The sequence below is a fragment of the Nocardia sp. NPDC003693 genome (assembly GCF_053981095.1).
Window position 1 is genome coordinate 52,504 of record NZ_JBSFNO010000012.1, and the last position, 23,805, is coordinate 76,308.

General features: G+C 70.3%; 22 protein-coding genes. 3 read left to right on the forward strand and 19 right to left on the reverse strand.

The genetic code is table 11. The features are described 5' to 3' along the window. Positions 1–85: 85 nt before the first annotated feature. The 7 genes from ACWDOP_RS15700 to argC form a co-directional block, all read right to left on the reverse strand. Positions 86–421 (reverse strand): hypothetical protein, encoded by a 336-nt coding sequence (locus ACWDOP_RS15700; protein WP_454203856.1) that lies wholly within the window; start codon positions 419–421, stop codon positions 86–88. A 73-nt stretch (positions 422–494) separates the two neighbouring features. Further along, on the reverse strand, positions 495–1,019 hold the full coding sequence (locus ACWDOP_RS15705) for an arginine repressor (protein ID WP_454203855.1): 525 nt from the start codon (positions 1,017–1,019) through the stop codon (positions 495–497). Continuing rightward, complete coding sequence (gene argF, locus ACWDOP_RS15710) at positions 1,016–1,951, reverse strand: ornithine carbamoyltransferase (protein WP_456345643.1); 936 nt, start codon at positions 1,949–1,951, stop codon at positions 1,016–1,018. The genes ACWDOP_RS15705 and argF overlap by 4 nt, the downstream gene beginning before the upstream one ends. Next, positions 1,948–3,150 (reverse strand): acetylornithine transaminase, encoded by a 1,203-nt coding sequence (locus ACWDOP_RS15715; protein WP_454203853.1) that lies wholly within the window; start codon positions 3,148–3,150, stop codon positions 1,948–1,950. Before ACWDOP_RS15715 ends, argF begins: the two co-directional genes overlap by 4 nt. Then, the gene (gene argB / locus ACWDOP_RS15720) at positions 3,147–4,061 is read right to left on the reverse strand and encodes an acetylglutamate kinase (protein ID WP_456345644.1); all 915 of its coding nucleotides are present in this window, start codon (positions 4,059–4,061) and stop codon (positions 3,147–3,149) included. The genes ACWDOP_RS15715 and argB overlap by 4 nt, the downstream gene beginning before the upstream one ends. Further along, entirely contained in the window at positions 4,058–5,269 is a 1,212-nt protein-coding gene (gene argJ / locus ACWDOP_RS15725) for a bifunctional glutamate N-acetyltransferase/amino-acid acetyltransferase ArgJ (protein ID WP_456345645.1), read from the reverse strand. Before argJ ends, argB begins: the two co-directional genes overlap by 4 nt. Beyond that, positions 5,266–6,324 carry an N-acetyl-gamma-glutamyl-phosphate reductase gene (gene argC / locus ACWDOP_RS15730; RefSeq protein WP_454203850.1) on the reverse strand — a complete coding sequence of 353 codons (1,059 nt, stop codon included), beginning with the start codon at positions 6,322–6,324 and terminating at the stop codon, positions 5,266–5,268. Before argC ends, argJ begins: the two co-directional genes overlap by 4 nt. A 112-nt stretch (positions 6,325–6,436) precedes the next feature. Here argC and ACWDOP_RS15735 point away from each other — a divergent pair, with 112 nt between their 5' ends. Then, positions 6,437–8,086, forward strand: a complete 1,650-nt coding sequence (locus ACWDOP_RS15735) for an LCP family protein (protein WP_456345646.1) — start codon at positions 6,437–6,439, stop codon at positions 8,084–8,086. Positions 8,087–8,095: 9 nt separating this feature from the next. On the opposite strand, the gene ACWDOP_RS15740 is transcribed toward ACWDOP_RS15735, so the two are convergent. The 8 genes from ACWDOP_RS15740 to ACWDOP_RS15775 form a co-directional block, all read right to left on the reverse strand. After that, positions 8,096–8,830: an MmyB family transcriptional regulator gene (locus tag ACWDOP_RS15740; RefSeq protein ID WP_456345647.1), complete on the reverse strand. Its 735-nt coding sequence runs from the start codon at positions 8,828–8,830 to the stop codon at positions 8,096–8,098. Positions 8,831–9,238: 408 nt separating this feature from the next. Beyond that, a complete protein-coding gene (locus tag ACWDOP_RS15745; RefSeq protein WP_454203847.1) occupies positions 9,239–9,604 on the reverse strand; it encodes a DUF6188 family protein in 366 nt (121 codons plus the stop codon). A gap of 51 nt (positions 9,605–9,655) precedes the next feature. After that, entirely contained in the window at positions 9,656–10,699 is a 1,044-nt protein-coding gene (locus ACWDOP_RS15750; RefSeq protein ID WP_456345648.1) for a hypothetical protein, read from the reverse strand. 37 nt (positions 10,700–10,736) lie between these two features. Further along, complete coding sequence (locus ACWDOP_RS15755) at positions 10,737–11,258, reverse strand: PspA/IM30 family protein (RefSeq protein ID WP_456345649.1); 522 nt, start codon at positions 11,256–11,258, stop codon at positions 10,737–10,739. A gap of 78 nt (positions 11,259–11,336) precedes the next feature. Next, positions 11,337–12,218: a short-chain dehydrogenase/reductase gene (locus tag ACWDOP_RS15760; RefSeq protein ID WP_456345650.1), complete on the reverse strand. Its 882-nt coding sequence runs from the start codon at positions 12,216–12,218 to the stop codon at positions 11,337–11,339. Beyond that, on the reverse strand, positions 12,218–13,705 hold the full coding sequence (locus ACWDOP_RS15765) for a flavin-containing monooxygenase (protein WP_456345651.1): 1,488 nt from the start codon (positions 13,703–13,705) through the stop codon (positions 12,218–12,220). Before ACWDOP_RS15765 ends, ACWDOP_RS15760 begins: the two co-directional genes overlap by 1 nt. Continuing rightward, positions 13,702–14,685: a PDR/VanB family oxidoreductase gene (locus ACWDOP_RS15770; RefSeq protein WP_456345652.1), complete on the reverse strand. Its 984-nt coding sequence runs from the start codon at positions 14,683–14,685 to the stop codon at positions 13,702–13,704. The genes ACWDOP_RS15765 and ACWDOP_RS15770 overlap by 4 nt, the downstream gene beginning before the upstream one ends. Before the next feature lie 254 nt (positions 14,686–14,939). Continuing rightward, positions 14,940–15,830, reverse strand: coding sequence for a metal-dependent hydrolase (locus ACWDOP_RS15775; protein ID WP_454203842.1), 891 nt, complete (start codon positions 15,828–15,830; stop codon positions 14,940–14,942). Positions 15,831–15,928: 98 nt separating this feature from the next. Between ACWDOP_RS15775 and ACWDOP_RS15780 the strand changes: the two genes are divergently transcribed. Next, the gene (locus ACWDOP_RS15780; RefSeq protein ID WP_456345653.1) at positions 15,929–16,546 is read left to right on the forward strand and encodes a TetR/AcrR family transcriptional regulator; all 618 of its coding nucleotides are present in this window, start codon (positions 15,929–15,931) and stop codon (positions 16,544–16,546) included. 111 nt (positions 16,547–16,657) lie between these two features. On the opposite strand, the gene ACWDOP_RS15785 is transcribed toward ACWDOP_RS15780, so the two are convergent. From ACWDOP_RS15785 to ACWDOP_RS15800, 4 genes are all read right to left on the reverse strand, one after another. After that, positions 16,658–17,425: an alpha/beta hydrolase gene (locus ACWDOP_RS15785; protein ID WP_456345654.1), complete on the reverse strand. Its 768-nt coding sequence runs from the start codon at positions 17,423–17,425 to the stop codon at positions 16,658–16,660. A 97-nt stretch (positions 17,426–17,522) separates the two neighbouring features. After that, on the reverse strand, positions 17,523–20,024 hold the full coding sequence (gene pheT, locus ACWDOP_RS15790; RefSeq protein ID WP_456345655.1) for a phenylalanine--tRNA ligase subunit beta: 2,502 nt from the start codon (positions 20,022–20,024) through the stop codon (positions 17,523–17,525). A 41-nt stretch (positions 20,025–20,065) separates the two neighbouring features. Further along, positions 20,066–21,127, reverse strand: a complete 1,062-nt coding sequence (gene pheS / locus ACWDOP_RS15795) for a phenylalanine--tRNA ligase subunit alpha (protein ID WP_456345656.1) — start codon at positions 21,125–21,127, stop codon at positions 20,066–20,068. Between the two features lie 186 nt (positions 21,128–21,313). Next, positions 21,314–22,762 carry an MFS transporter gene (locus ACWDOP_RS15800; RefSeq protein ID WP_456345657.1) on the reverse strand — a complete coding sequence of 483 codons (1,449 nt, stop codon included), beginning with the start codon at positions 22,760–22,762 and terminating at the stop codon, positions 21,314–21,316. Positions 22,763–22,984: 222 nt separating this feature from the next. On the opposite strand from ACWDOP_RS15800, the gene ACWDOP_RS15805 reads away from it, so the two are divergent. Continuing rightward, positions 22,985–23,737, forward strand: a complete 753-nt coding sequence (locus ACWDOP_RS15805; RefSeq protein ID WP_456345658.1) for a hypothetical protein — start codon at positions 22,985–22,987, stop codon at positions 23,735–23,737. Positions 23,738–23,805: the final 68 nt, after the last annotated feature.

Here is a 23,805-nt window from a genome sequence, read left to right on the forward strand (position 1 = left end):
AGGGCCTCCGCCTCGCGTCGACCTGTGCGGTCACAACGGGGTGGTCGCTCGACCGTGCTTCTCGCCCGGCGGAACGGGCGGCGGGTCAGCGCGACGGTTCGCGGGAGCCGGGAGCCGTTGCCGGGCAGCGAGATTCGAGGGCGTAGGCGACGTAGGTGATGTCCGGGTCCACCAGGCGGCGCTGGACCGTCGCCTGGACCGCGGCGCGGCCGGGGGCGCCGCCGTGGCGGACCAGGGCCAGGGCGGCGTCGGCCTGGACGGGGATCGAGAAGTCGTCCAGGAGCTCTTCCAGGCGGCGGCGGGCGGCCGCGAGGTGAATGTGGGCCGCCAGGGCGGGGATCGAGGACAGGCGGGTGGCGGGGTGGTGCGAGCGGGTCAGGGCGGTGCCCAGGGTGGAGTCGGGGGTGGGGCTCGTCTCCATGCGTACGCTGCCTTTTCGGGGGTCGCGGGCCCGGGGCGGCGAATCGAGCGGCCGATCCGGGGATCGGGTGCCGTTACGCGAGTTGCTCTATCTTGGCGGCCAATTCGGCGCCGGTCATGGGTTCTCGGGCGATGACGGCGATGGTGTCGTCACCGGCGATCGTGCCGACGATCTCGGGCAGCGCGGCACGGTCCAGCGCGCTGGCCAGGAAATGCGCCGCGCCCGGCGGAGTCCGCAGGACCGCGATGTTGCCGCTGGCGTCGGTGGACACCAGCAGATCGCCGAGCAGCTTGGACAGGCGCTCGGTGCCGCCGGTGACCCCGCGCACGGGGCTGCCGTCCTCGGGCACGACGTAGACGCCCGCCCCGCCGTCGGCGGCCCGGAGTTTCACCGCGCCGAGTTCGTCCAGGTCACGCGAGAGCGTGGCCTGCGTGGTGTCGATGCCCTCGCCCGAGAGCAGCGCCGCGAGCTCGGACTGGCTGCGCACCTCGTGCTGGGACAGGATCGCGATGATCCGGGCCTGCCGGCCGGCGCGGGTGCGGGCGATCGCCGCACCCGATCTGCCGGCCGGGGCGGTCGAGCGGCGCTCGGTCGTCACGCGACACCGTGCTTGGCCAGCAACCAGACCAGGAGTGCCTTCTGCGCGTGCAGGCGGTTCTCGGCCTCGTCCCACACCGCGCTGTGCGGACCGTCGAGCACCTCGTCGGTGATCTCCTCGCCGCGATGCGCCGGAAGACAGTGCAGCACGGTCACATCCGAGGCCGCGCGCGCCAGCAATTCGTCGTTGACCTGGAAGGGGCGGAACGGCGCGACGCGGTCGCGGCCGTCGCCCTCCTGGCCCATGGACATCCAGGTGTCGGTCACCAGCGCGTCCGCGCCCTCGGCCGCCGCGAGCGGGTCGTTGGTGAAGGTGATCTTCGCACCGGTTTCGGCGGCCCGCTTCTGCGCCAGCTCCACGATCCAGCCGAACGGCTCGAAACCCGCGGGGGCGGCGATGGTCACGTTCAGCCCGGCGGTGACGCCGCCCAGCAGCAGCGAGTGCGACATGTTGTTCGCGCCGTCGCCCAGGAACGTCAGATTGCGCCCGGCCAGATCGCCCTTGCGCTCGCGCAGGGTCTGCAGATCCGCGAGCACCTGGCACGGATGGAATTCGTTCGACAGGGCGTTGACCACGGGAACCGTTGCCGCACCGGCCATCTCGTCGAGCCGGTCCTGCCCGAAGGTACGCCACACGATGGCGTCCACGTACCGCGAGAGCACCCGCCCGGTATCGGCGAGGGTCTCCTCGCGCCCGAGCTGGGTGTCGCGCCCGTCCACGACCACCGCGTGCCCGCCGAGCTGGGCGATGCCCATCTCGAAGGAGAAACGCGTACGCGTGGAGTTCTTCTCGAACATGACCGCCACCCCGCGCGGACCCTCCAGGGGCCGGGCGGAGAGCGGAGCCTTCTTGAGTTCGGCTGCGATAGAGAGGATCTCGGCCTGTTCGGCCGGGCTCACATCGTCATCGCGCAGAAAATGCCGGATCGTCACCGGTTGTTCTCCTTCTCGGCCTTGGTCTGCGCGGCATCGAGGATGCCGGGGAGGTCGGACAGGAAGTTGTCGGCCTGGGTTTCGGTGAGCACCAGCGGCGGCGCCAGCCGGATCACGTTGGGCTTGGCGGGATTGAGCAGGTAGCCGGACTCCCGCGCCGCCTCGTCCACCTGCGCGGAGATATCGGCGGTGAGCTGGATCCCGATGAGCAGACCGGCGCCCCGCACGTGGTCGACCAGCGGATGGTCCAGCGCGTCGATTCCATCGACGAGGATCTTGCCCACGGTCTCCACGTGCGCGAGCAGACCTTCTTCGTCGATGGTGCGCAGGACCGCCAGCGCCGCGGCGGCACAGACGGGATTGCCGCCGAAGGTGGTGCCGTGCATACCCGGCTGCAACAGCTCCGCGGCCGGCCCCTGCGCGAGCACCGCGCCGATGGGCAGCCCGCCGCCCAGGCCCTTGGCCAGGGTGATGACATCGGGCACGATGCCCGCGGCCTGATGGGCGTAGAACGCGCCGGTGCGTCCGATACCGGTCTGCACCTCGTCCAGGATCAGCAGCGCCCCATGCTCTTTGGTGATCGCGCGGGCCTGGGCCAGGTAGTCCGCGGGCGGCACCACGACGCCGCTCTCGCCCAGGATGGGTTCGAGGAACACCGCGGCGGTCTGATCGTCGACGGCGGCGGCCAGCGCGGCGGCGTCACCGAAGGGCACGTGCACGACCCCGGCGGGCATGGGCTCGAACGGCGTGCGCTTGGCGGGCTGCCCGGTGAGCGCGAGCGCGCCCATGGTCCGCCCGTGGAACGCCTCCTCGCAGGCCACGATCTTGGTCTTGCCGGTCAGGCGCGCCATCTTGAACGCGGCCTCGTTGGCCTCGGTGCCCGAGTTGCAGAAGAACGCCTTGCCCTGCCCGTCGCCGAAGTGCGCCAGCAGCCGCTCGGCCAGTTCGATCGCCGGTTCGCTGGCGTACAGGTTCGACACGTGCCCGAGGGTCCCGAGCTGGGCGGTGACTGCGGCCAGGATGGCCGGATGCGCGTGCCCGAGGCTGTTGACCGCGATGCCGCCGAGGAAATCCAGGTAGCGCTTGCCGTCGGCGTCGTAGACGACCGCACCCGCGCCGCGCACCAGCGCGACCTTCGGGGTGCCGTAGTTGTTCATCAGCGCGGCGTTCCACCGATGCTGAATCCCGGCTGTGCTCATGGGTTCACTCCGTTCGAACTTCCCTCAGCGGGCGTGACCATCGTGCCGATGCCCTCGCCGGTGAACAGCTCCAGCAACACCGAATGCGGTACGCGCCCGTCGATCACGTGCGCGGTGGGCACCCCGGCCTCGACCGCGCGCAGGCAGGCTTCCATCTTGGGGACCATGCCCGCATCCAGGCTCGGCAGCAACTTGGCGAGCTCGCCGGTGTCGATGCGAGTGGTCAGCGAGGAACGGTCGGGCCAATTGGTGTACAGCCCTTCGACATCGGTGAGGATGACGAGTTTCTCCGCGCCGATCCCCTGGGCGAGAGCGGCCGCGGCGGTGTCGGCGTTGATGTTGTGCACCACGCCGTCCGCGTCGGGTGCGATGGTGGAGACCACCGGAATGCGGCCCGCGGCAATGAGATCCAGCACCGCGTCCGGGTTCACCTCGGTGACGTCGCCGACCAGGCCGATGTCGGTGGCCTCGCCGTCCACGTCCACGGTGCGCCGGGTGGCGGTGAACAGTCCGGCGTCCTCACCGGAGATGCCGACCGCGTAGGGCCCGTGCGCGTTGATCAGCCCGACCAGCTCGCGCCCGACCTGGCCGAACAGCACCATGCGGACCACGTCCATGACCTCGGGCGTGGTGACGCGGAACCCGCCGCGGAATTCCCCCTGCAGCCCCAGCCTTTTCAGCATGGCGCTGATCTGCGGCCCGCCGCCGTGCACCACGACCGGGTGTACGCCGACGGTGCGCAGGAACGCCATGTCGGCGGCGAACGCCCGCTTCAGCTCGTCGTCGATCATGGCGTTGCCGCCGTACTTGACGACCACGACCTTGTCCCGGAAGCGCTGCAGCCAGGGCAGCGCGTCCGCCAGTACGTGCGCCTTGTCCAGCGCCGAGAGTTGTTCGTGCGCCGCGGTCATGAGCTGTACGCCGAGTTCTCCACCACGTACCCGATGGACAGGTCGGTGGTGCGGATGGTGGCGGTGCCGTCGCCGAGGCCGAGGTCGACCAGCACGGTGATGTCGGGACCGGACAGGTCCACCTCGCGGGCGCCCGGTGCGCCCATACCGTTGACGCACACCGGCTTTCCGTTGAACGACACCGAGATCCTGTCGGCGTCGAGCTCGATGGGCGCGATGCCGATGGTGGCCAGCACGCGGCCCCAGTTCGGGTCCGAGCCGAAGAACGCGGTCTTGACCAGGCTGTCGCGGGCGATGACGCGCGCGCCGACGAGCGCCTCGTCCTCGCTGATCGCGCCGGTGACGGTGATGTGCACGCGCTTGGTGACGCCCTCGGCGTCGGCCATGAGCTGTTCGGCCAGATCGTCGCAGACCGCGAGCACGGCAGCGTCCAGCTCCGCCTGCGACGGGGCGACGCCGCTGGCGCCGTTGGCCAGCAGCAGCACGGTGTCGTTGGTGGAGCAGGAGCCGTCCACGTCCAGGCGGTCGAAGCTCAGGCGGGTGGCGTTGCGCAGCGCGCTGTCGAGTTGTTCGGGGGTGGCGACCGCGTCGGTGGTGAGCACCACGAGCATGGTGGCCAGCGACGGCGCGAGCATGCCCGCACCCTTGGCCATACCGCCCACGTTCCACTTGTCGGTGTGGTGGAAGGCGGCTTCCTTCGGCACGGTGTCGGTGGTCATGATGGCGCGCGCGGCCTCCGCGCCGCCCTGCAGGCCGCCGCCCATCTCGTGCACGATCTCGGTGACCGCGGGGATGAGCTTGTCCATGGGCAGCCGGTCGCCGATGAGACCCGTGGAGCAGACCGCGATCTCGCCCGCGCCGGTCTCGGTTCCCCAGTTGCTCAGGGCTTTCGCGAGTTCCTCGGCGGTGGCGTGGGTGTCCTGGAATCCGCCCGGGCCCGTACAGGCGTTGGCCCCACCGGAATTCAGGATGACCGCGCGCAGGTGACCGTCGCGCAGCACCTGCTGCGACCACAGCACCGGCGCGGCCTTGACCTTGTTGCGGGTGAACACGCCCGCCGCGGCGTACTCGGGTCCTTCGCTGAACACCAGCGCCAGATCCGGTTTGCCGCTGACCTTGATTCCCGCCGTGATGCCCGCCGCGCGGAAGCCCAGCGGCGCGGTGACGCCCTGGGTCCGGACCAGCTTGCCGTCGTTGCTCGATGTCACGGTGCCACTCCTACGGTGGAAAGTCCTGCGGTCTCGTCGATTCCGAGAGCCAGATTCATGGATTGGACGGCCGCGCCCGCGGTGCCCTTGGCCAGGTTGTCGATGGCGGCGATGACCACCAGCAGTCCCGCGGCCTCGTCCACCGCGACCTGCAGGGTGACGGCGTTGGAGCCGAGCACCGAACCGGTCTGCGGCAGTACGCCTTCGGGCAGCAGATGCACGAAAGGCTCATCCGCGTAGGCCTTCTCGTACACCGCGCGCGCCGCGGCGGCGTCCACGCGGATCGGCGCGGTGCAGGTGGCCAGGATGCCGCGCGGCAGCGGGGCCAGCACGGGGGTGAAGGACACCGCCACGTCCTGTCCGCCCGCGGCCGTCAGGTTCTGCACGATCTCCGGGGTGTGCCGGTGCGCGCCGGCGATGCCGTACGCGCGCAGCGAGCCCATCACCTCCGAGCCGAGCAGGCCCACGTCGAGTTTGCGGCCCGCGCCCGAGGTTCCGCTCACCGCAACCACATTCACGGTGGGTTCGATGATCCCGGCGGCGATCGCCGGGGCCAGCGCGAGGCTGGCGACGGTCGGATAGCAGCCCGGGACCGCGATGCGGGTGGCGCCGCGCAGCGCGTCGCGACCGCCGGGGAGTTCGGGCAGGCCGTAGGGCCAGGTGCCGGCGTGGGGGGTGCCGTAGTACTTCTCCCAGGCCGCGCCGTCGGTGAGCCGGAAGTCCGCGCCGCAGTCGATGATGACGGTGGATTCGGGCAGGGCCTGCGCGATCGCGGCGGACTGCCCGTGCGGCAGGCCGAGGAACACCACGTCGTGGCCGGCGAGCTCGTCGACCGTGGTCGGTCCCAGGATTCGATCGGCCAGGGGCAGCAGATGCGGCTGCAGTTCGCCGAGCGCGGTGCCCGCGTTGGATCCGGCGGTCAGCGCGCCGATCTCGAGTCGTCCGGCGCGGTAGGCCGGGTGACCGAGCAGCAGTCGCAGGACCTCACCGCCCGCGTACCCACTCGCACCAGCGACCGCGACCCGCACCGTGGGCCCACCAGAGGTATCCGCCATGTGATGATTATGCACGACTGTGCAAGCTCATTCACAGTCGGGGTGCCATTCCGTGCCCGATTCACCCCGGATTCTGACAGTTTCCGCACGTTCCGGCACACTCGATGGGGCCATGTACGACGACGACACCGCCCCCATCCCGGCCGTCCGCCCCGACTCGCGCGCCCGGCCCGCCGCCGAATCCCGCCGCCGCGCCCCCCGGCGCTCCGAATCCCGGCGCTCCCGCCATGCCCGCCCCGCCACGCACCGCGGGGCCGGCGCGGGACGCGGGCTACGGACGGCCGGGCGGGTCTTGGCCGCGCTCGCGGCGGTGCTGGTGATGGGCATCACCGGGGCCGGCTGGTACGGGGAGAACAGCCTCGAAGGCGGCTTCGCCCGGTCCGATGTGATCCCCGAGGAGGATCGCAGTCTGGACGGCGACATCAACATCCTGCTGATCGGCCTGGACACCCGTAAGGACTTGGACGGCAACGACCTGCCGAAGGCGATCCTCGACGAACTGCACGCGGGCGACGGCTCGGAGGGCGGCTACAACGCCAATTCACTCATCCTGGTGCATATTCCGAAGGATATGCGCACGATCACCGCGTTCTCCATCCCGCGCGACGACTACGTGGCGGTGAGCGGCATCCCCGGCTACACCAACGTCAAGATCAAGGAGGCGTACGGCCTCAAGAAGTACGCGGTGGAGGAGAAGCTGAAGGCGCAGGGCATGACCGACAAGGTCGAGCTCGAGCGCGAGGGCCGCGAGGCCGGGCGGGCCTCGATCGTGCAGACGGTCAAGGCGCTGACCGGCGTGCCGATCAATCGCTTCGCCGAGGTGTCGCTGGCCGGTTTCTACCACCTGGCCGACGCGCTCGGCGGGGTGGACGTGTGCCTGAACAAGGCGGTCGACGACAGCTACTACTCCGGCGCGGTGTTCCCCGCCGGGCGCCAGCACCTGGACGCCGGGCAGGCACTGGCCTTCGTCCGCCAGCGGCACGGCCTCGAGAACGGCGATCTCGATCGCACGCACCGGCAGCAGGCCTTCCTCACCTCGGTGGCCAATTCGCTGAAATCCAAAGGCACACTGACCAATCCGGGCAAGCTCAAGGCCCTGATGGACGTGGCGCACCGGGACGTGGTGCTCTCGGACGGCTGGAGCCTGACCGAGTTCATCACCACCCTGGGCCGGGCGGGCTCGCCCACCGTGGAGTTCAACACCCTGCCCGTGCTGCGCTACGACAACATCAACGGCCAGGACGTGAACATCGTCGACCCGGTCGCCATTCGCAAACAGGTGCGGGCCGCGTTCGGCGTGGAAGAGCCGCCGGTGGTCAGCGCGCCGACCACGATGCCGGTGAGCACCCTGGACGTGGTCAACGCGAGCACCACCCGCGGACTGGCCGCGCAGATCTCCAAGAGCCTGGGGGCCAAGGGGTTTCCGACCGGTGAGGTCTCCACAGCGGACTACGCGGACGGCACCTCCACCGCCGTGCTGTACGGCGTGGGCGCGCAGACCGACGCCGAACAGCTGGCCCGAATGCTCAGCGGGGTAACCGCTTCCGCTTCGGACAGCGTCGCCCCGGGCCACGTGAAGCTGGTGATCGGCGCCGATTTCGAAGTCCCCGAGGCCCTGGACCCGGCGGCGGACACGACCGGCTCCGGCACGACGAGCACCGCCCCCACGACCACGAAGTCCACCACCACGACCTCGGACACCCCCGACGCGGGCAAACCGGTCACCACGACGATCGGTGACGGCATCCCCTGCGTGAACTGAGCGCGGCCGCTACTCCTCGTCCGGGGTCGGCACGAGCGAATAGATGCACCAGTGCCGCCGGGGCAGCTCGAAGCGGAAGATGTGGATGGACATCCGCACCCAGTCGCCGGTGTCGGGTGAGCGGACCAGGATCGGGCGGCGCGGGATATCGCTCACCGGAATGTCGGTGCCCCAGAAGTAATCCCACTCCGGGCATTGCTCCCGGAACGCTCGCGTGAGCTCCTCGATCCGTTCCGGCGACAGCAGCCCGGGCGCCGTGAACCGGAAGGCGCGCACGATGAGATGGGTTTCGCGGGCCCAGTCGGCGATGACCTCGCGCGCCCGCGGGTCCAGCAGCATCCACGCCATGACGTTGGCGCCGGGATCCAGGCCCGGGAAGGCGCGGCGGTAGGCGTCGTTGGCGGCCAGCACGTCCAACGCGGGCATGGTCTGGTAGCAGGCCGGGTACGGCAGGCTGTGCAGGAACGCCAGCTCGGCCGCGTCGGGCGTGCCCTCGTTGTCGACCTGGGAGGTGAGCTCGGGCTGCAGCACCTTGGCGGCGTGATCGCGATACTGCACCGGCACGTCCAGGGCTTCGAAGAGCGCGCCCAGCGCGGTGGAGGTGGGCGGGCGGGTGCCCTGCTCCAGCTTCTGCAGCAGCGCCTCGGACACGCCCGCGCGCTTGGCCAGCTCGGCCCGGGTCAGGCCCGCGGCCTCGCGGCATTCCCGCAGATAGCCGGCGATCGCCAGGTGTGCTTCGGCCATACCCGCTACCTCCAGAACTCGACGACCACGAAGAATCTACCGCCCGGTCCGCGGCGGTTCCGGATCGCGCATTACCCGCCCCGGGCAGCAACGCCAAACTGGGCGACTGGGACAAATTGGGACAGGCCCTCGCCTTGACGGTGGGCCGGTGAAATCGCGATGCTCTCCAAGCCGTGCAGTGCTGTTCGGCGACACCGGATGCCGGCGGAGGGGACGGCACGAAGGTCCGCGCGCATCGCCGATCACGATGCGCGCCGGTTTCGTGCCGCGGGGTATCCGACACGATGGGCCGGGATGGCCCGCCGTGCGTATCGACCCGCGGTCGGTGGTGCAACGCCGCCCTACCGACCGCGGATCGACGCGTACGGCTCCGGAGCCGCCGAGGTGCACCCGGGGAGCAGCGGCCGGTCAGGCGCCCGGCCAGACGGCGAGTTCGCCGCCGGGCATACACACCACCAGATAGCGGCCCGGATCGGTGACGGTCCAGGCTTCGAAGAAGCGGTCGGGCTCGACCACCAGGCGATGCCCGGTGTCCAGGTCGATCCGCAGCTCACCGTCGGATTCGACGGTGGCGGTGACGATCACGCCGTGCACGGCCTCGGCGAGGTCGTCGACCCGGGTCTCCCCCGCGAGCCGATGCGAGACCGAACCGGCGGCGCGGTGCACCACCAGCTCGCTCTCCACGCGAATCTCGTACACGCCCGCGGTCAACACGATGACGTGCGGCCCCGAGGACCGCACCCGTAGCTGTTCTCCGGTGATCGGCAGGTCCATCGGTCGCCTCCCGCGGGTCGGCCGCCCCGGCGCTGCCGGGGCGGCTCAGGGTTACTTGGTCGCCTCCGTCAGGACACCGATGACCTGACCGGAGAGGAAGAAGGGCTCGAGCCGCTCGCGAACGAGCTTGGCCAGCACGCCGTTCCGCTTGGCGGCGTCGACCACGGCGGGCCCGTACCGCAGGATCTCGCCGGCGATGTCGTCGCCGGACAGCCCCAGCTCGGGCAGGATCGCGGCCAGGGTGTGGTCGCCGTACTTCTCGAAGAAGACCTCGACGCCCTGATCGAGAAGGACGCCGAAGTACTCCTTCTCGCGGGTGGTGAGCGCGATGCGGTAGATGATGAGCGCCAGGTCCTTCAGATCCTGCTGCGTGAGGTAGTCGCGCAGCCCGCTCACCGGCTCGCCGGCGTGCAGGTCCCAGAACTCCATCGCGGCGTCGTGCACGGGCGCATCGCGCAGCATCTCGCGGATGGCGTTGTTGGTCCGCTTGAGCGCGAATTGCGCGCCCTTACCGGCCATCTCGCCGAGGAAGGTGCCGTCGCCGGTGGCCTTCTCGGCGGCCTTGGCCGCGGACTTGGCGGCGGAGGTGCCGAACGAGACCAGCGAGCCCAGGCCCGGGATCTTGTTCGCCATCTGCCGGTTGCTCTCCATGAAGTCCGAGATCAGCTTGTCCACGAACTTGGAGGCGACGGTCGCGACCAGCGGGCTCTCGGTGAGCCGCTCCAGGATGCGCTCCTGGGCCTGGTGCATGGCGAAGATCTTCTCCAGCAGCGCCTCGACCGGCTCGCGGTCGACGACGTCACCGAGGGTGTAGTCGTTGTTCGCGGCGATGTCGTCGTACAGCGCGGGGGCCAGCGCCCCGACCATCTCCCCGAGCACGGGGCTGCCGCCGATCAGATCCACGATCTTGCCGACGGTCTCCTTGGCCTGCTCGACCTCGACCACGTCGCGGAAGATGATGGTGTCGGCGACGCCGATCACCGCCTCCACGTCGCGGGCGATCACCTCGGCGAAGCGGTCCCCGGTCACCTCGGCGACAATGAAGTCCACCTGCAGGTCCAGCAGCCGTTCGGCGATTTCGCGCGGCTCGGTCATACGATTCCACCCATCGTGTCGAAGCGGAGGGCCGGAATCAGTCGGAATCGTTGCCGTGCACCGACTTTCGAATCTGTTCCAGACGCTCCCGCGCGGCTTTCTCCCGCGCGTCCCACTGTTCGTCGACGCTGCGGCCCACCGGTGTCTGCCGATCGAGTTCGTTCATCCCCTGGGCGGTGCCGTAGCGCTGCTCGACCTTATCCCGAACTGACTCGAAAGTAGGGACACCACTGTTCGTATATCCGCCGATCCCCGGTGAGCTGGGCATACCCGTCGGCGGTACCGGTCCGCCGGTGACCATCGCACCCAGTTCGACCTGCCCGAATGTATCCGGTACCGCGGGCCCCGCGCTCGATGGCGGGATGTCCGAGGACAGATCCGTGTCCGGAGTCACATCGGTGACGCCGGGCGCATGACCGACGGTCGCGGCCACCGCGATCGCCACCGCGTGCAGCTCGGCGAGCCCGGCCCGGCCGTCGGTGGCCGCGCCCACCACCGCCGCGAGCTCGGCATCGCTGAGACCCGTCAATTGCGCCGCCAGATTACTGGAATCGCTCATATCGACCAGGCTACGCAGCCGGGCCGCGCACTCGCCGGAAATCCGCCGGGCCTGCGGTTTCGCGGCCCGGCGGGGCTCTCAGAAGCGCACCCGGCGCTGTTCGACCCGGCGCAGCAGATCGTGCACCCGGGGATCGGCGGTCAGCGCCCGATCCAGGGCCACGTTCACCAGGCCGCGCAGCATCGCGTACGGCATCCAGCCCAGCGGCGCGATGGTGCGCGGGGCCCGGCGCTCGATGCCGTCGGCGATGATCTCGGCCGCGCGTTCGGAGCTGATCCGCACGCTCAGCGGCCAGGGCAGCAGATCGTCCAGCTCGGCGCCGAGTTCGTCGCGATCGAGGGTGGCCCGGGTCATCTCGGTCTGCACGATGCCGAAGTAGGCGATGCCCGCGGTCGCGCCGAAGGGCGCGAGTTCGACCCGCAGCGCCCGCCCGAGCTGCTCCACCGCCGCCTTGCTGATCATGTACGGCGCGCCGGCCATGCCGGGGGCGAAGGCGGCGCACGAGGACACCACCACCACGTGCCCGCGCGCGTTCACGATGTGGTCCAGCGCCGGGCGCACGGTGTTGAACACACCGGTGAGATTCACCCCGAGCACCCGATCGAATTCCGCGCCGTCCATGGTGCGCAGGGTGGCCGGGCGCGGCACCACGCCGGCGTTGGCGACCACCACGTCCAGGGTGCCGAAGTGATCTACGGCGCGAATCACGGCCTGGCGCATGGCATCTCGATCCACCACGTCGGCAGCGACCGCCAGGGCGCGCTTACCGAGCCGGTGCGCCATGGCGTCGACCGCGTGCCGGTCGATGTCCACCAGCACCACGCGCGCGCCGCGCTCGTGCAGCAGCAGGGCCAGGTCGTGCCCGATGCCCTGCCCCGCCCCGGTGATGAGCACCGTCTGCCCGTTGACCCGATTCGCGGCGGGCGAATTGGGGGACAGCAGTCCCAGCAATGACAACATCACGTGCTCACCTCGTAGGATTCACTGTCGAATGCGGCTGTGCGACGACGATATTGGAAGCTCCAGTTGGGGTAGAGCCCGGCATTGAGTCCGTCGGCGGTGGTGTAGTAGCTCTGGCAGCCGCCGGTGAGCCAGACCGTGGCGGTGCTGCGGCGCGCCATCTCCGCCAGGAACGCCTGCTGCACCCGGGGACGGACCTCCACGCGACGGGCTCCGTTGGCGCGCAACTGCTTCAGAGCGTCGACGATGTAGGCGATCTGGGACTCGATCATGAAGATGGCGGACTGGTTGCCCGCCGCCCCGAACGGGCCGAGCGTGCAGAAGAAGTTCGGGAATCCGGCGACCGCCACACCCAGGTAGCTCTGCGGCTGCTTGTCGTAGAGCTGGGCCAGGCTGCGGCCGTCGGTTCCGATGTAGCTGTCGTACGCGGTGGGGATGGAGGTGAATCCGGTGCCGAACACGATGGTGTCGACCTCGTGTTCGGTGCCGTCGCGCAGCACGATGGAGTGCGGGCGCACCTCGGCGATGCCGGTGGTGATCACCTCCACGTTGGGCTGATCCAGGGCCGGGAAGTAGGCGTCGGAGAAGATGGCGCGCTTGCAGCCGATGACATAGTCGGGCAGCAGTTTCGCGCGCAGGGCCCGATCGCGGACCTGGCGTTGCAGCTGCCAGCGGCCCAGCGCCTCGTAGGGATGACGGAACCGCTGATCGACCAGTGAGATGAGCCCGAAGGTCTCGATGGCGGAATAGAACCCACCGCGAATCAGGCGCTGGGCCAGCGGAACACGCTCGAGCAGCAGGCGCTCGAGGCCCGAGGTGTGCCGGTCCATGCGCGGCACGATCCAGGGCGCGGACCGCTGGAACAGCAGCAGCTCGCGCACGCGGGGCTGGATCTCCGGCACGAACTGCACCGCGGACGCGCCGGTGCCGATGACCGCGACCCGCTCGCCGGTCAGGTCGTGGTCGTGATCCCAGTGCAGGGAGTGGAAAGCCTTGCCCTCGAACGTCTCCAGGCCCGGCAGCGCGGGATACTTGGCCTCGGCGAAGATGCCGGTGGCCGAGAGCAGGAAGTCCGCGGTGAGCGGGCCGTAACTGGTGGCCAGGTGCCAGCGGCACTCGTCCTCGTCCCAGCGCGCGTGCAGCAGCTCGACGCCGAAGCGCATGTGCCGCAGCACATCGTGCTCGGTCGCCACCGCCCGCAGGTACGCCAGGATCTCGCGCTGCTGCCCGTAGGTGCGCGACCACTTCGGGTTCGGCGCGAACGAGTAGCTGTACAGGTGCGACGGCACGTCGCAGGCCGCGCCCGGGTAGGTGTTGGCCTGCCAGGTGCCGCCGAGGTCGTCGGCCCGCTCGAGGATCACCAGATCCTCGAATCCCGCCTCGCGCAGCTTGATCGACAGCCCGATGCCGCCGAAGCCGGCGCCGATGATGACGATGGGCGTGTGTTCGACCGTGGAGGTCATCGCCTTGGAGTTCCCTTCGCTCACAGATCGACCACCAGTTCGTCGCCGGCCGCGCGCGAGACGCACAGCAGCATGCGCCGCGCCCGTGCCGATTCCGGGAGCAGCCGATCGCGATGATCGATCGCCCCGGCGAGCACGCCGACCTCGCACGAGCCGCAGAAGCCCTGCTGGCAGGAGTAGGCCACATCGGGCAGCTGCCGCCGGACCGCGCTCAGCGCGGTCTCGTCCGCGCCCACCCGCAGGGTCCGCCCGCTGCGCTGCAGGGTGAGATCGAATTCCCGGCCGCCGACCACCGGGAGCGCCGAAAAGCGTTCGGTGTGCAGCGAACCGGTGGGATTGAGCTCGAACATGCACGCCTGGGCGGCGGCCAGCATGGGCGGCGGTCCGCACACGTACACGGCCGCCCCCGGCGCGGCCGTGGCGATCAGCTCGGCCACATTCGGCGGACCGTGTTCCTCGTCCGCGAGCACCAGCGCGTCCGGGACGACATCCCGGAACGGCATGGAGTCGAGCGAGCGCCCGGTATAGATCAGGCGGCCGCGCGATCCGGCCGCGAGCGCCATCGGCAGGATCGGAGTGATACCGATACCGCCCGCCAGGAACAGGTAGGACGGCGCGTCCACGAGCGTGAAGGCGTTGCGCGGCCCGCGAATTCGCAGCCGGTCCCCCACCCACAGCGCGTCGTGGATCTCGGCCGAGCCGCTGCCGTCCGGAATCCGCCGGACCGCGATGCGATACCGGTAGCGGTCGGCCGGATCACCGCACAGCGAGTACTGCCGCTGCTTGCCCGAGGGCAGGAAGACATCCAGGTGCGCGCCGGGCCGCCAGCTCGGCAGCGGCCGCCGATCGGCGGCGTAGAGCGACAGGCTCACCACCCCGTCCGCCTCGATCGTGCGCGCGCCGACGACCATGTCCAGGTCGAATCCGCCGCGCCGCACCGGATTCGGGCGCGAGAGCACGGGGGCGGCGGGGCCGGAGACGAAGACCTTCAGGTACGCGTCCATCACCGAGCCGAGCAGCCGGAGCCCGGCCCCCGGACCCGTCGTTCTCGGCGCCGCCGTCCCGGATCCGGCAGGCGCCGCAGAACGGCTCGCACCCGGCGTCGCCGCCCCGCAACTTCCGTCCGCGGCAGGAACGTGGGGACCGACCGCGGTCCTGCCCCGCATCGCATCCACGCGACCGCCTCGCGGTGTCGCGACGCCGCTCGCGCCCGTCCCGGCCGCACCGTCGAGTCCGTGCTCCGCGGGTGCGCCCGCCATCACCGGGCCGCCCGGGCCGCGGGCGAGTGGGCGAGGTAGCGCAGCGCGTTGTCCATCGGGCCCAGCTGCGAGGGGTGGAAGCCGGGGCGGAGGTAGCGGGGCAGCTCGGTGAAGAAGACTGTCCAGCTGGGGATTACGCCGCGCTTGGTGGCGTCGAGGAACTGCCGGGCCCAGGAGCGGCCCTTGTCCGGGGTCGGGTCCTTGCGGTACAGGTAGCCCGCGGAGACGATGAACAGCGGCAGCAGGGTCGCGCTGGCAAGGACGGCGGTGCGCGCCTTGCGCGCGTAACTCCCGTCCACGTGCATGAAGGCGTCGTAGACGACGCTGCGGTGCTCGACCTCTTCCGCGCCGTGCCAGCGCACCAGATCGAGCATGGCCGGGTGCATGCCCTTGGCCTCGAGGATGTCGGCTTCCAGGAGCCATTCGCCGAGCACGGCGGTGTAGTGCTCCATGCCGGCGAACAGCCCGAGCCGTTCCTTGAGCCATTCCTGCTTGGCCCGCCCGGCGAGTCCGTGGTCGCCGAGAATCCGGTCCACCAGCCAGGCGATGGCGTCGACGTAGGTATCGACGTCGAGGCCGATGTCACGTAGGTGATTGCGCGCGGCCTCGTGCGAGCTGGCGTGCATGGATTCCTGGCCGACGAACCCGGTGACCTCCTCCCGCAAGCGCTCGTCGTCGATGTACGGCAGTGCTTCGGCGAGCGCGGCGGCCATGGCGCGCTCCCCTTCCGGCAGCACCAGGTGCATCACATTGACGATGTGCGTGGCCAGGGCCTCGCCCGGAATGTAGTGCATGGGAACGGATTCGAAGTCGAAGTGCACGTCTCGCGGGGCGATGGCGTGTGCTTCGTCGCGGTACTGGCGCCTCGTCGCGCCGTCCTGATCGACCATGCATCGAACCGTACAGTGCAACAATTTCTATTGCAATGTTGCAGCAACAGATCGCCTCAAATTGTTGCAGTTCGCCCCGGTTTTGCTAGCGTTGAACCGTGCCGAACGCCTCGAACACCCCCGCGAGCCGCATTACGGACGATGACCGGACCCTGATCCTGGACGCCGCGCTGCGCCAATTCGAACGCGTCGGGGTCAAGAAGACGACCCTGGAGGACGTCGCCCGCGAAGCTGGCGTCGATCGGGTGACGGTCTACCGCCGCATCGGCTCGCGCGACGACCTCGTGCAGGCGGTGTTCAATCGCGAGGTGGGCCTGGTGCTCACCGACCTGGCGCGGATCCCCGAACTCCACGACACCCTCGACGGGATGCTCGTCGAGCTGTTCCTCGGGGTGCTGACGCACTGGCGCGAACACCCGGTGGCCACCCGCATGCTCGCCCTCGAACCCGAACGCGTGCTGACCAAGCTCAGCGTCGAGGGCAGCGAGGTGTTCACCCTCGCCGTGAGCGCCACCGCCGCGCTGCTGGAGAACGCGGTGGAACGCGGACTGCTCGCCCCCGCCGACGATCTGACCACGCGCGCGGAAATCGTGTGCCGCCTGGTGCATTCGCTGATCCTGCTGCCGCACGCCACGATCGCGCTGGACAGCCGCGAACAGATCACGGAGTTCGCCCGGCGTTATCTGCTGCCGATCGTGGATCCCGCCCACCACTGAACCGACACTCTGATCGCGCGGGATTCAGTGCGGCAGCGTGCTTTTCGGGCGCGATCCCCGGCGCGGTGTCATGCCGGGCACCGATGAACCGACCCTAAACTTCACACACCGTTACGCCACACCGAGCGTCGCGCGCACCCACCGCGCCAACGCTCCCGACCAGCCGGGAATCGCGACCAGGTCGTTGTGGCCGCCGCCCGGATAGATGATGAGCTCCTTGGGTTCCGGGGCCGCGGCGTACAGCGCGTGCCCCATCCGCACCGGCAGCAGGTCATCGGCGTCGCCGTGCATGACCAGCACCGGACAGCGCAGGCGGCGGATGCGCTCGATGCTGGGATAGGCGTTGGGCACGAACATCTTCGGCAGGAACGGGTACACCGCCCCGGCGGCGTCGCGCAGCCCGGTGAAGGTGGACATCAGCACCATGGCGGCGGGCTGATGGGCCGTGGCCAACTCCAGGAGCACTCCCCCACCGAGCGACTTCCCCAGGTACACAACCCTTTCGGGATCGACGCCCGGCCGGTCCAGCAGTGCTTCGCGGGCGGCGCGGGCGTCGAGGTACGTGCCCCGTTCCCCGGGCCGTCCGGTGCTGCGCCCGAATCCGCGATAGTCGAACACCAGCACGTCGAACCCCGCCGCCGACAACAGCGCCAGGATCGGTGACCGATCTCCGATGTTGCCCGCGTTGCCGTGCGCGAACAGCAGGTGCCCCAGCGGTTCTCCGGCCGCGCGCACGAACCAGGCGTTGACCGTCTCCCCGTCCGCGGTCGGCAGGTACAGGTCCTCGTACGCCAGCCCGAACCGCTCGGGCGTCAGGAGCACCCGCCGGTCGGGGTGATAGGTCAGCGCGTTGAGCACGGGGGTCGCCGGATGTCGCATGTCTCTTCCTACCTCGCGGAACGGTGATGGCCCGCCGCGACACCCGAAGGCGCTCGCGACGGGCCATCGCCCGGGTTCGAACTATCCGCGCGGCACGCTATCCGCGCAGCACCGCGCCCACCGCGTCGGCCGCGGCGGCGACCGCGGCGTCGCGGGCCGCGCTGGCCTCGTCCTCGGTCAGGGTCCGGTCACCGGCCCGGAAGCGCAGCGCGTAGGTCAGGGACTTGCGGCCCTCACCGGCCTGCGCGCCCTCGTACACGTCGAAGAGCGAGATCTTCTCGAGCAGCTCGCCCGCACCGGTGCGCAGCGCCGACTCCACCGACGCGGCCGGAACCGACTTCGCGACGCTCACCGACACGTCCTGCAGCACCGCCGGGAAGGCGGAAACCACGGGGGCCGGGCGCAATTCGCGCACCGGCAGGGCGTCCAGGTCGATCTCCACGGCGCAGGTGCGCGGCGGCAGGCCCGAACGCTCGAGCACCGCCGGATGCAGCTCGCCGGCGTGACCGACCACGACGCCGTCCACGAGCAGTTCCGCGCAGCGGCCCGGATGCCAGGGCAGGTACGCCGCGGCCCGGCGCTCGATGACCACGTTGGCGGCGTCGGCGACGGCGTCCACCAGCGCGAACGCGTCGCTCGCCTCGACGGCCCGGCCCTGACCCCACGGGCCCTTCGGCTCACGGCGGCCGGTCAGCACCACCGCGATCTGCACCGGCTGCTGCGGCAGCGACTCCTCGAGGACGGCGATCTCGGCCTCGGTCGGCCGCCGATCCACCGGCAGCAGTCCGACCGGCGCGGTCTTCGGCGTGGCCCGCACGACCTGTGCGATGCCGTAGATGGCGAGGTCGCGCTCACCGCGAGAGATGTTGCGGGCGGCCACTTCCAGCAGTCCGGGCAGCAGGGTGGAGGCCAGCTCGGGCCGATCCGCGTCCAGCGGGTTGAGTACGCGCAGGGTCCGGCGGCGCACGTCGTCCTGCGGCAGCCCCCAGGTGTCGAAGACCTCGCGGGACATGAAGACCGGCGGCGGCACCTCGACGCAGCCCTCGAACGCGAGGGCCCGGCTCACCGCGCGGCGGCGGCGCTGCTCGGCGGTGAGGCCGCGACCGGCCGGGGCGGCGGGCAGCACCGACGGGATCTTGTCCAGGCCCTCCAGGCGCAGCACCTCCTCCACCAGGTCGGCGGGCTGGGTGAGGTCGGGCCGCCAGCTCGGCGGGGTCACCGCCAGCTGCGGGTGGCCGGCGTCGCTGACCCCGACCTCGACCGCGCAGCCCACCTGCTGCAGGCGGCGCAGGGCCGCGCCCGGCTCGTAGTGCACGCCCGCGACGCGGTCGGCCAGGTCGATGTCCATGGTGATGACCGGCGCGGCCGGAACCGGCACCCGCACATCGGTGAGCACGGATTCGACCGTGCCACCGGCGATCTCGGCGAGCAGGGTGGCGGCGCGGTCGAGCGCGACGATGTTGATCTCGGGGTCGACCACGCGCTCGAAGCGGCGGCTCGCCTCCGAGCCCAGCTTGTGCCGGCGCGCGGTGCGGGCCACGGCGATCGGGTTCCAGGTGGCGGCCTCGAGCACGATGTCGACCGATTCCGCGCCGACCTCGGTGCTCGCGCCGCCCATGATCCCGGCGAGGGAGATGACGCCGGACTCGTCGGCGATCACCACGTCCTCGGCGTCGAGGGTGCGCTCGACCCCGTCCAGGGTGCGCAGGGTCTCGCCCGTGCGGGCGCGGCGCACCACGAGTCCGCCCGACACCTTGGCGGCGTCGAACGCGTGCAGCGGCTGGCCCAGTTCGAGCATGACGTAGTTGGTGACGTCGACCGCCGGGGAGATCGGGCGCACGCCCGAGAGCAGCAGCCGGCGCTGCAACCACCACGGGCTCAACGCCTTCGGGTCGACGCCGGTCACCCGGCGCACCGCGAAACGGGTGCACAGCGACTCGGGCTCGAGCGTGACGGGCCAGGCCGGATCCTCGGAGTCCGGCAGCAGTCGCACGGCGGGATCGCCGTACTCCAGATCGAATCCGCAGGCCAGTTCCCGGGCGAGACCGCGCACGGAGAAGGCGTAGCCGCGGTCCGGGGTGATGGCCAGCTCGATGACGGTGTCGTCCAGGCCCAGCAGCACGTTGGCGTCGGCGCCGGGTTCGGCGGTACCGGGGCGCAGCACGAGGATGCCGTTGGCGTCCTTGCCGATGCCGAGTTCGGCGACCGAGCAGATCATGCCGTTGCTGGTGTGCCCGTAGGTCTTCCGGGAGGTGATCTTGAAGCCGCCGGGCAGCACGCCACCCGGCAGGATCACCACGACCAGATCGCCGACCGCGAAATTACTTGCGCCGCAGACGATCTCCTGGAGCTCCGGATTGCCGACGTCGACCTTACAGAAACGGATCGGCTTCTTGAACTCGGTCAGCTCGGTGATCTCGGCGACCCGGCCCACCACCAGCGGGCGCTCGATGTCGCCGCCGATCCGCTCGAGCGCGGCGACCTCCTCGACCTCCAGGCCGACCCGGACGAAACCCGCGTCGAGCTCGTCCGGCGTCACCGACCACTCGGGGGTGGTGCGCTGCAGGATTTCCGTCAGCCAGGACTGCGCTACTCGCACTTGACGTTTCGCTTTCCGTGTTCAGGGGATGGGATGGTGGGCTAGGACTGGATGCCGAAGGGCAGCGTGAAGCGCACGTCGCCCTCGACGATGTCGCGCATGTCCGGCAGTCCGTTGCGGAACTGCAGGGTGCGCTCCAGACCCATGCCGAACGCGAATCCGGAGTACTCCTCCGGATCGATCCCACTGGCGATGAGCACCTTCGGGTTGACCATGCCGCAGCCGCCCCACTCGACCCAGCCCGGGCCGCCCTTCTTGTCCTCGAACCACACGTCGACCTCGGCCGAGGGCTCGGTGAAGGGGAAGAAGCTCGGCCGCATGCGGGTGGTGGTGTTCGGGCCGAAGAGCGAGCGGGCGAAGGAGTCCAGGGTGCCCTTGAGGTGCGCCATGGTCAGGCCCTTGTCGATGGCCAGACCCTCGATCTGCGAGAAGACCGGGGTGTGGGTGGCGTCGAGCTCGTCGGTGCGGAAGGTGCGGCCCGGGCACACCACGTAGATCGGCAGCTCGCGCGTGAGCATGGACCGCACCTGCACCGGGGAGGTGTGGGTGCGCAGCACCTGCCGCGAGCCCTCGGGCGCGATGTGGAAGGTGTCCTGCATCGTGCGCGCGGGGTGGTCGGGCAGGAAGTTCAGGGCGTCGAAGTTGAAGTGCTCGGTCTCGACCTCGGGCCCCTCGGCGACCTCCCAGCCCATACCGACGAAGACGTCGGCCACGCGCTCGGAGAGCACGGCGATGGGGTGACGCGCGCCGGGCGCGGCGCGGCGGGCGGTCACGGTCACGTCGATGGCCTCGGCGACCAGCACGGCGGCGTCGCGCTCGGCGAGCAGTTCGGCGTTGCGGGCCTCGTACGCCTGCGACACCCGCTGGCGGGCCACGTTGACGAGCTTGCCCGCGTCGGCCTTCTGGTCCTTGGGCAGCGTGCCCAGCGAGCGCTGCGCCAGCGAGATCGGCGACTTGCCGCCCATGTGCTCGGTCTTGGCGCTCGCGAGCGCCTCCAGGTCGGCGGCAGCGGCGAACGCCTTCTCAGCGGCCTCCGCGGCGGCGGCGAGGGATTCCTCGGTCAACGCCACACTCTGCTCGGCACGGTCGATGTCGTCGGCCACGATGGTTCGTCACTCCCCTGGCTGGTACGGGTCGGGCGGTTTGCCGCCCCCATTCTTGCTGGTCGAATCGTAGTCGTTGTACTCAGCCCACTTCACATCGTTTTCCCCCAGGCAGCGCGGGTCCCGGCGGCGTGGGGGCAGCCCGCCCGGCGAGTGCCGGACGGGCCGAACAACACCGATGCCGGTTCAGTGCGCGAACGCAGCCGTACCCGCGGCCTTCTCACCCGTCGCCCGGCGACCCGGCAGGAACGCCGCGACGACCGCGCCGACGGCGACGATGCTCGCGCCGACCCAGACCGCGGGGATCAGGCCGTCGACGTAGCTCTGCGGGTCGGTGTAGGAGCCGTGCGAGGCGAACACCGAGGCCAGGATCGCCACACCCAGGGCCACGCCCACTTCGCGAATCGTGCTGTTGGCACCCGAGGCCATCCCCTGATCGGCCGCGCTCGCGCTGGACATGACGACCGTCGCGGCGGGCGCGAAGGTCAGGCCCATGCCGACGCCGCCCATGATGAACGGCAGCACCAGCGAGCCGTAGGCGACATCGGTGCTGGTGATCAGCGCCATCCAGCCGAGCGCACCGGCGAGCAGGACCTGGCCGGTGGCGACCAGCACGCGCGGGCCGACCCGGTCGACGAACAGCCCGGCGAGCGGGGCCACGACCATCGGGGCCATCGTCCAGGGCATCGTGCGCACCCCGGCCTCGAAGGGGCTGTAGCCCTTGACGACCTGGAAGAACTGGGCCAGCAGGAAGATCGAGCCGAAGACGCCGACCGAGAAGGTGAGCATGGTGGTGTTGATCAGGCTGAAGCCGCGATCGGCGAACAGGCGCAGCGGCAGCATCGGGTCCGGGGTGCGGCGCTCCCACACGATGAAGGCCGCGAAAAGCGCCGCGCCGCCGAGCAATCCGCCGAGCACCGGGGCCGAGGTCCAGCCGTCGTCCGCGCCGTGAATGACGCCCCACACCACCGCGAGCACGCCGCCGGCCGACAGCAGCAGACCGGCGATGTCCAAACGCCGTGTGCTGCCGAAGGATTCATCGAGCACCCGGGCGACGAACGGGAGCGCCAGAATGCCGATCGGCACGTTCAGCCAGAAGATCCACTGCCAGCTCAGCCCGTCCACGACCGCACCGCCCACGACCGGGCCGAGCGCGACGCCGAGTCCGGCGATGCCGCCCCAGATGCCGATGGCCGCGCTGCGCATCTTCTCCGGCACCGCCGCGGACAGCAGCGGCAGTGACAGCGGCAGCACCGCCGCCGCCCCCAGCCCCTGCACCGCCCGCGCCGCGATCAGCATCCACGGCTCACTGGCCACCGCGCAGGCCGCCGACGCCGCGGTGAACACCGCGATGCCGATCAGGAAGAGCCGGCGCCGCCCGATGCGGTCGCCGAGCGCCGACGCGGTCAGGATCAGCGAGGCGAACGAGAGCGTGTAGGCGTTGACGAACCACTGCAGGTCCGACAGCGAGGCGCCGAGCTCGGTCCGGATCACCGGCAGCGCGTTGGTGACCACCAGGTTGTCCAGCGTCACCATGAACATCGGAATACCCACGGCGACCAGCACCGCGGCCAGGGACCGCGGCGGCTTGCCGTCCGCCGTTGCCCCCGAGGACTTTTCGAGTGTCGAAGTCATGACCAACCCTTGTTGTTATCGACTGATAACTAGAGAGTATGCATCCACTGATAACAAGTCAACAGGCGACCGGCGTTGGACCCGGCGTCGAAGCGGTCGCTCGATTCCTCGCGCCACACCCGAGCGCGGGATTCCCTACACCCGCGACTCGCCCCACATCCCCCGTCCACACCCGATAGGCTCGGCAACCACAAGTCCACGAACATGTTTGGGGTGATTCCAATGACCACCGTCGTCGAAGAACTCGTAACCAAACTGCGGGCACTGGCCGAGCAGCGGTCCGACGTGGTGCAGTTGTTCTCCGGGTTCAGCGACAGCGAGCTCGACGCGTTTCCGGTGCCGGTGGCCGAGCCGGAGCGGTCGCTGCTACGGCAGGTCGGCGGGTTACTGGTGGAGGGCGAGTACTTCGGGCCGGGGCACGAGCGGCGGGCGCTGGACGAGCCGCCGAGCTGGGAGGGCGCGGTCGGCGGGGAGTCCGACACCGGGCCGAAAGGTTCGGCGCTGCAGCTGTATATGGCTCGCGGCTCGGGCGACCACTACTTCGTGGACATCGACCGCGAGACCGGCCACTGGGGTCCGATCCTGGGCAGCTCCCCCGACTTCGACGCCACCCTGGCCCTGCAGGCCCGCTCCCTGGTCGAGTGGTGGACGGCCCTGGCCGCCGGGATCGACGCCACTCCCCCCGACGAGGACTACGAGTTCGACGACGTCCTGGACAACGAGAACCCCCACCTGGCCGCCGCCCTCTACCCCTGGGACCACCGCCACTCCGAGGCCAAGCCGGTCCCCGTCACCGACCTGGTAGGCGACCTGGATCCCGAAGAGCGCCAGCACTTCACCGACCTGCCCGACGACACCCTGGCCATCGACCTGGACGCCGTGACCCCGCCCGCCCTCCTGGACGTCCGGGTCTCCGAGCACAGCGAGCGCCGAGCCAACGGCCGCTTCCTGCTGATCACCAAACCCGAGCGCTAGGGCGAGGGATTCCACCCCGCCAGGATTGTCCGAGTTGCTCGCTAAACTCGGAAAGAGTCAGTCCACGA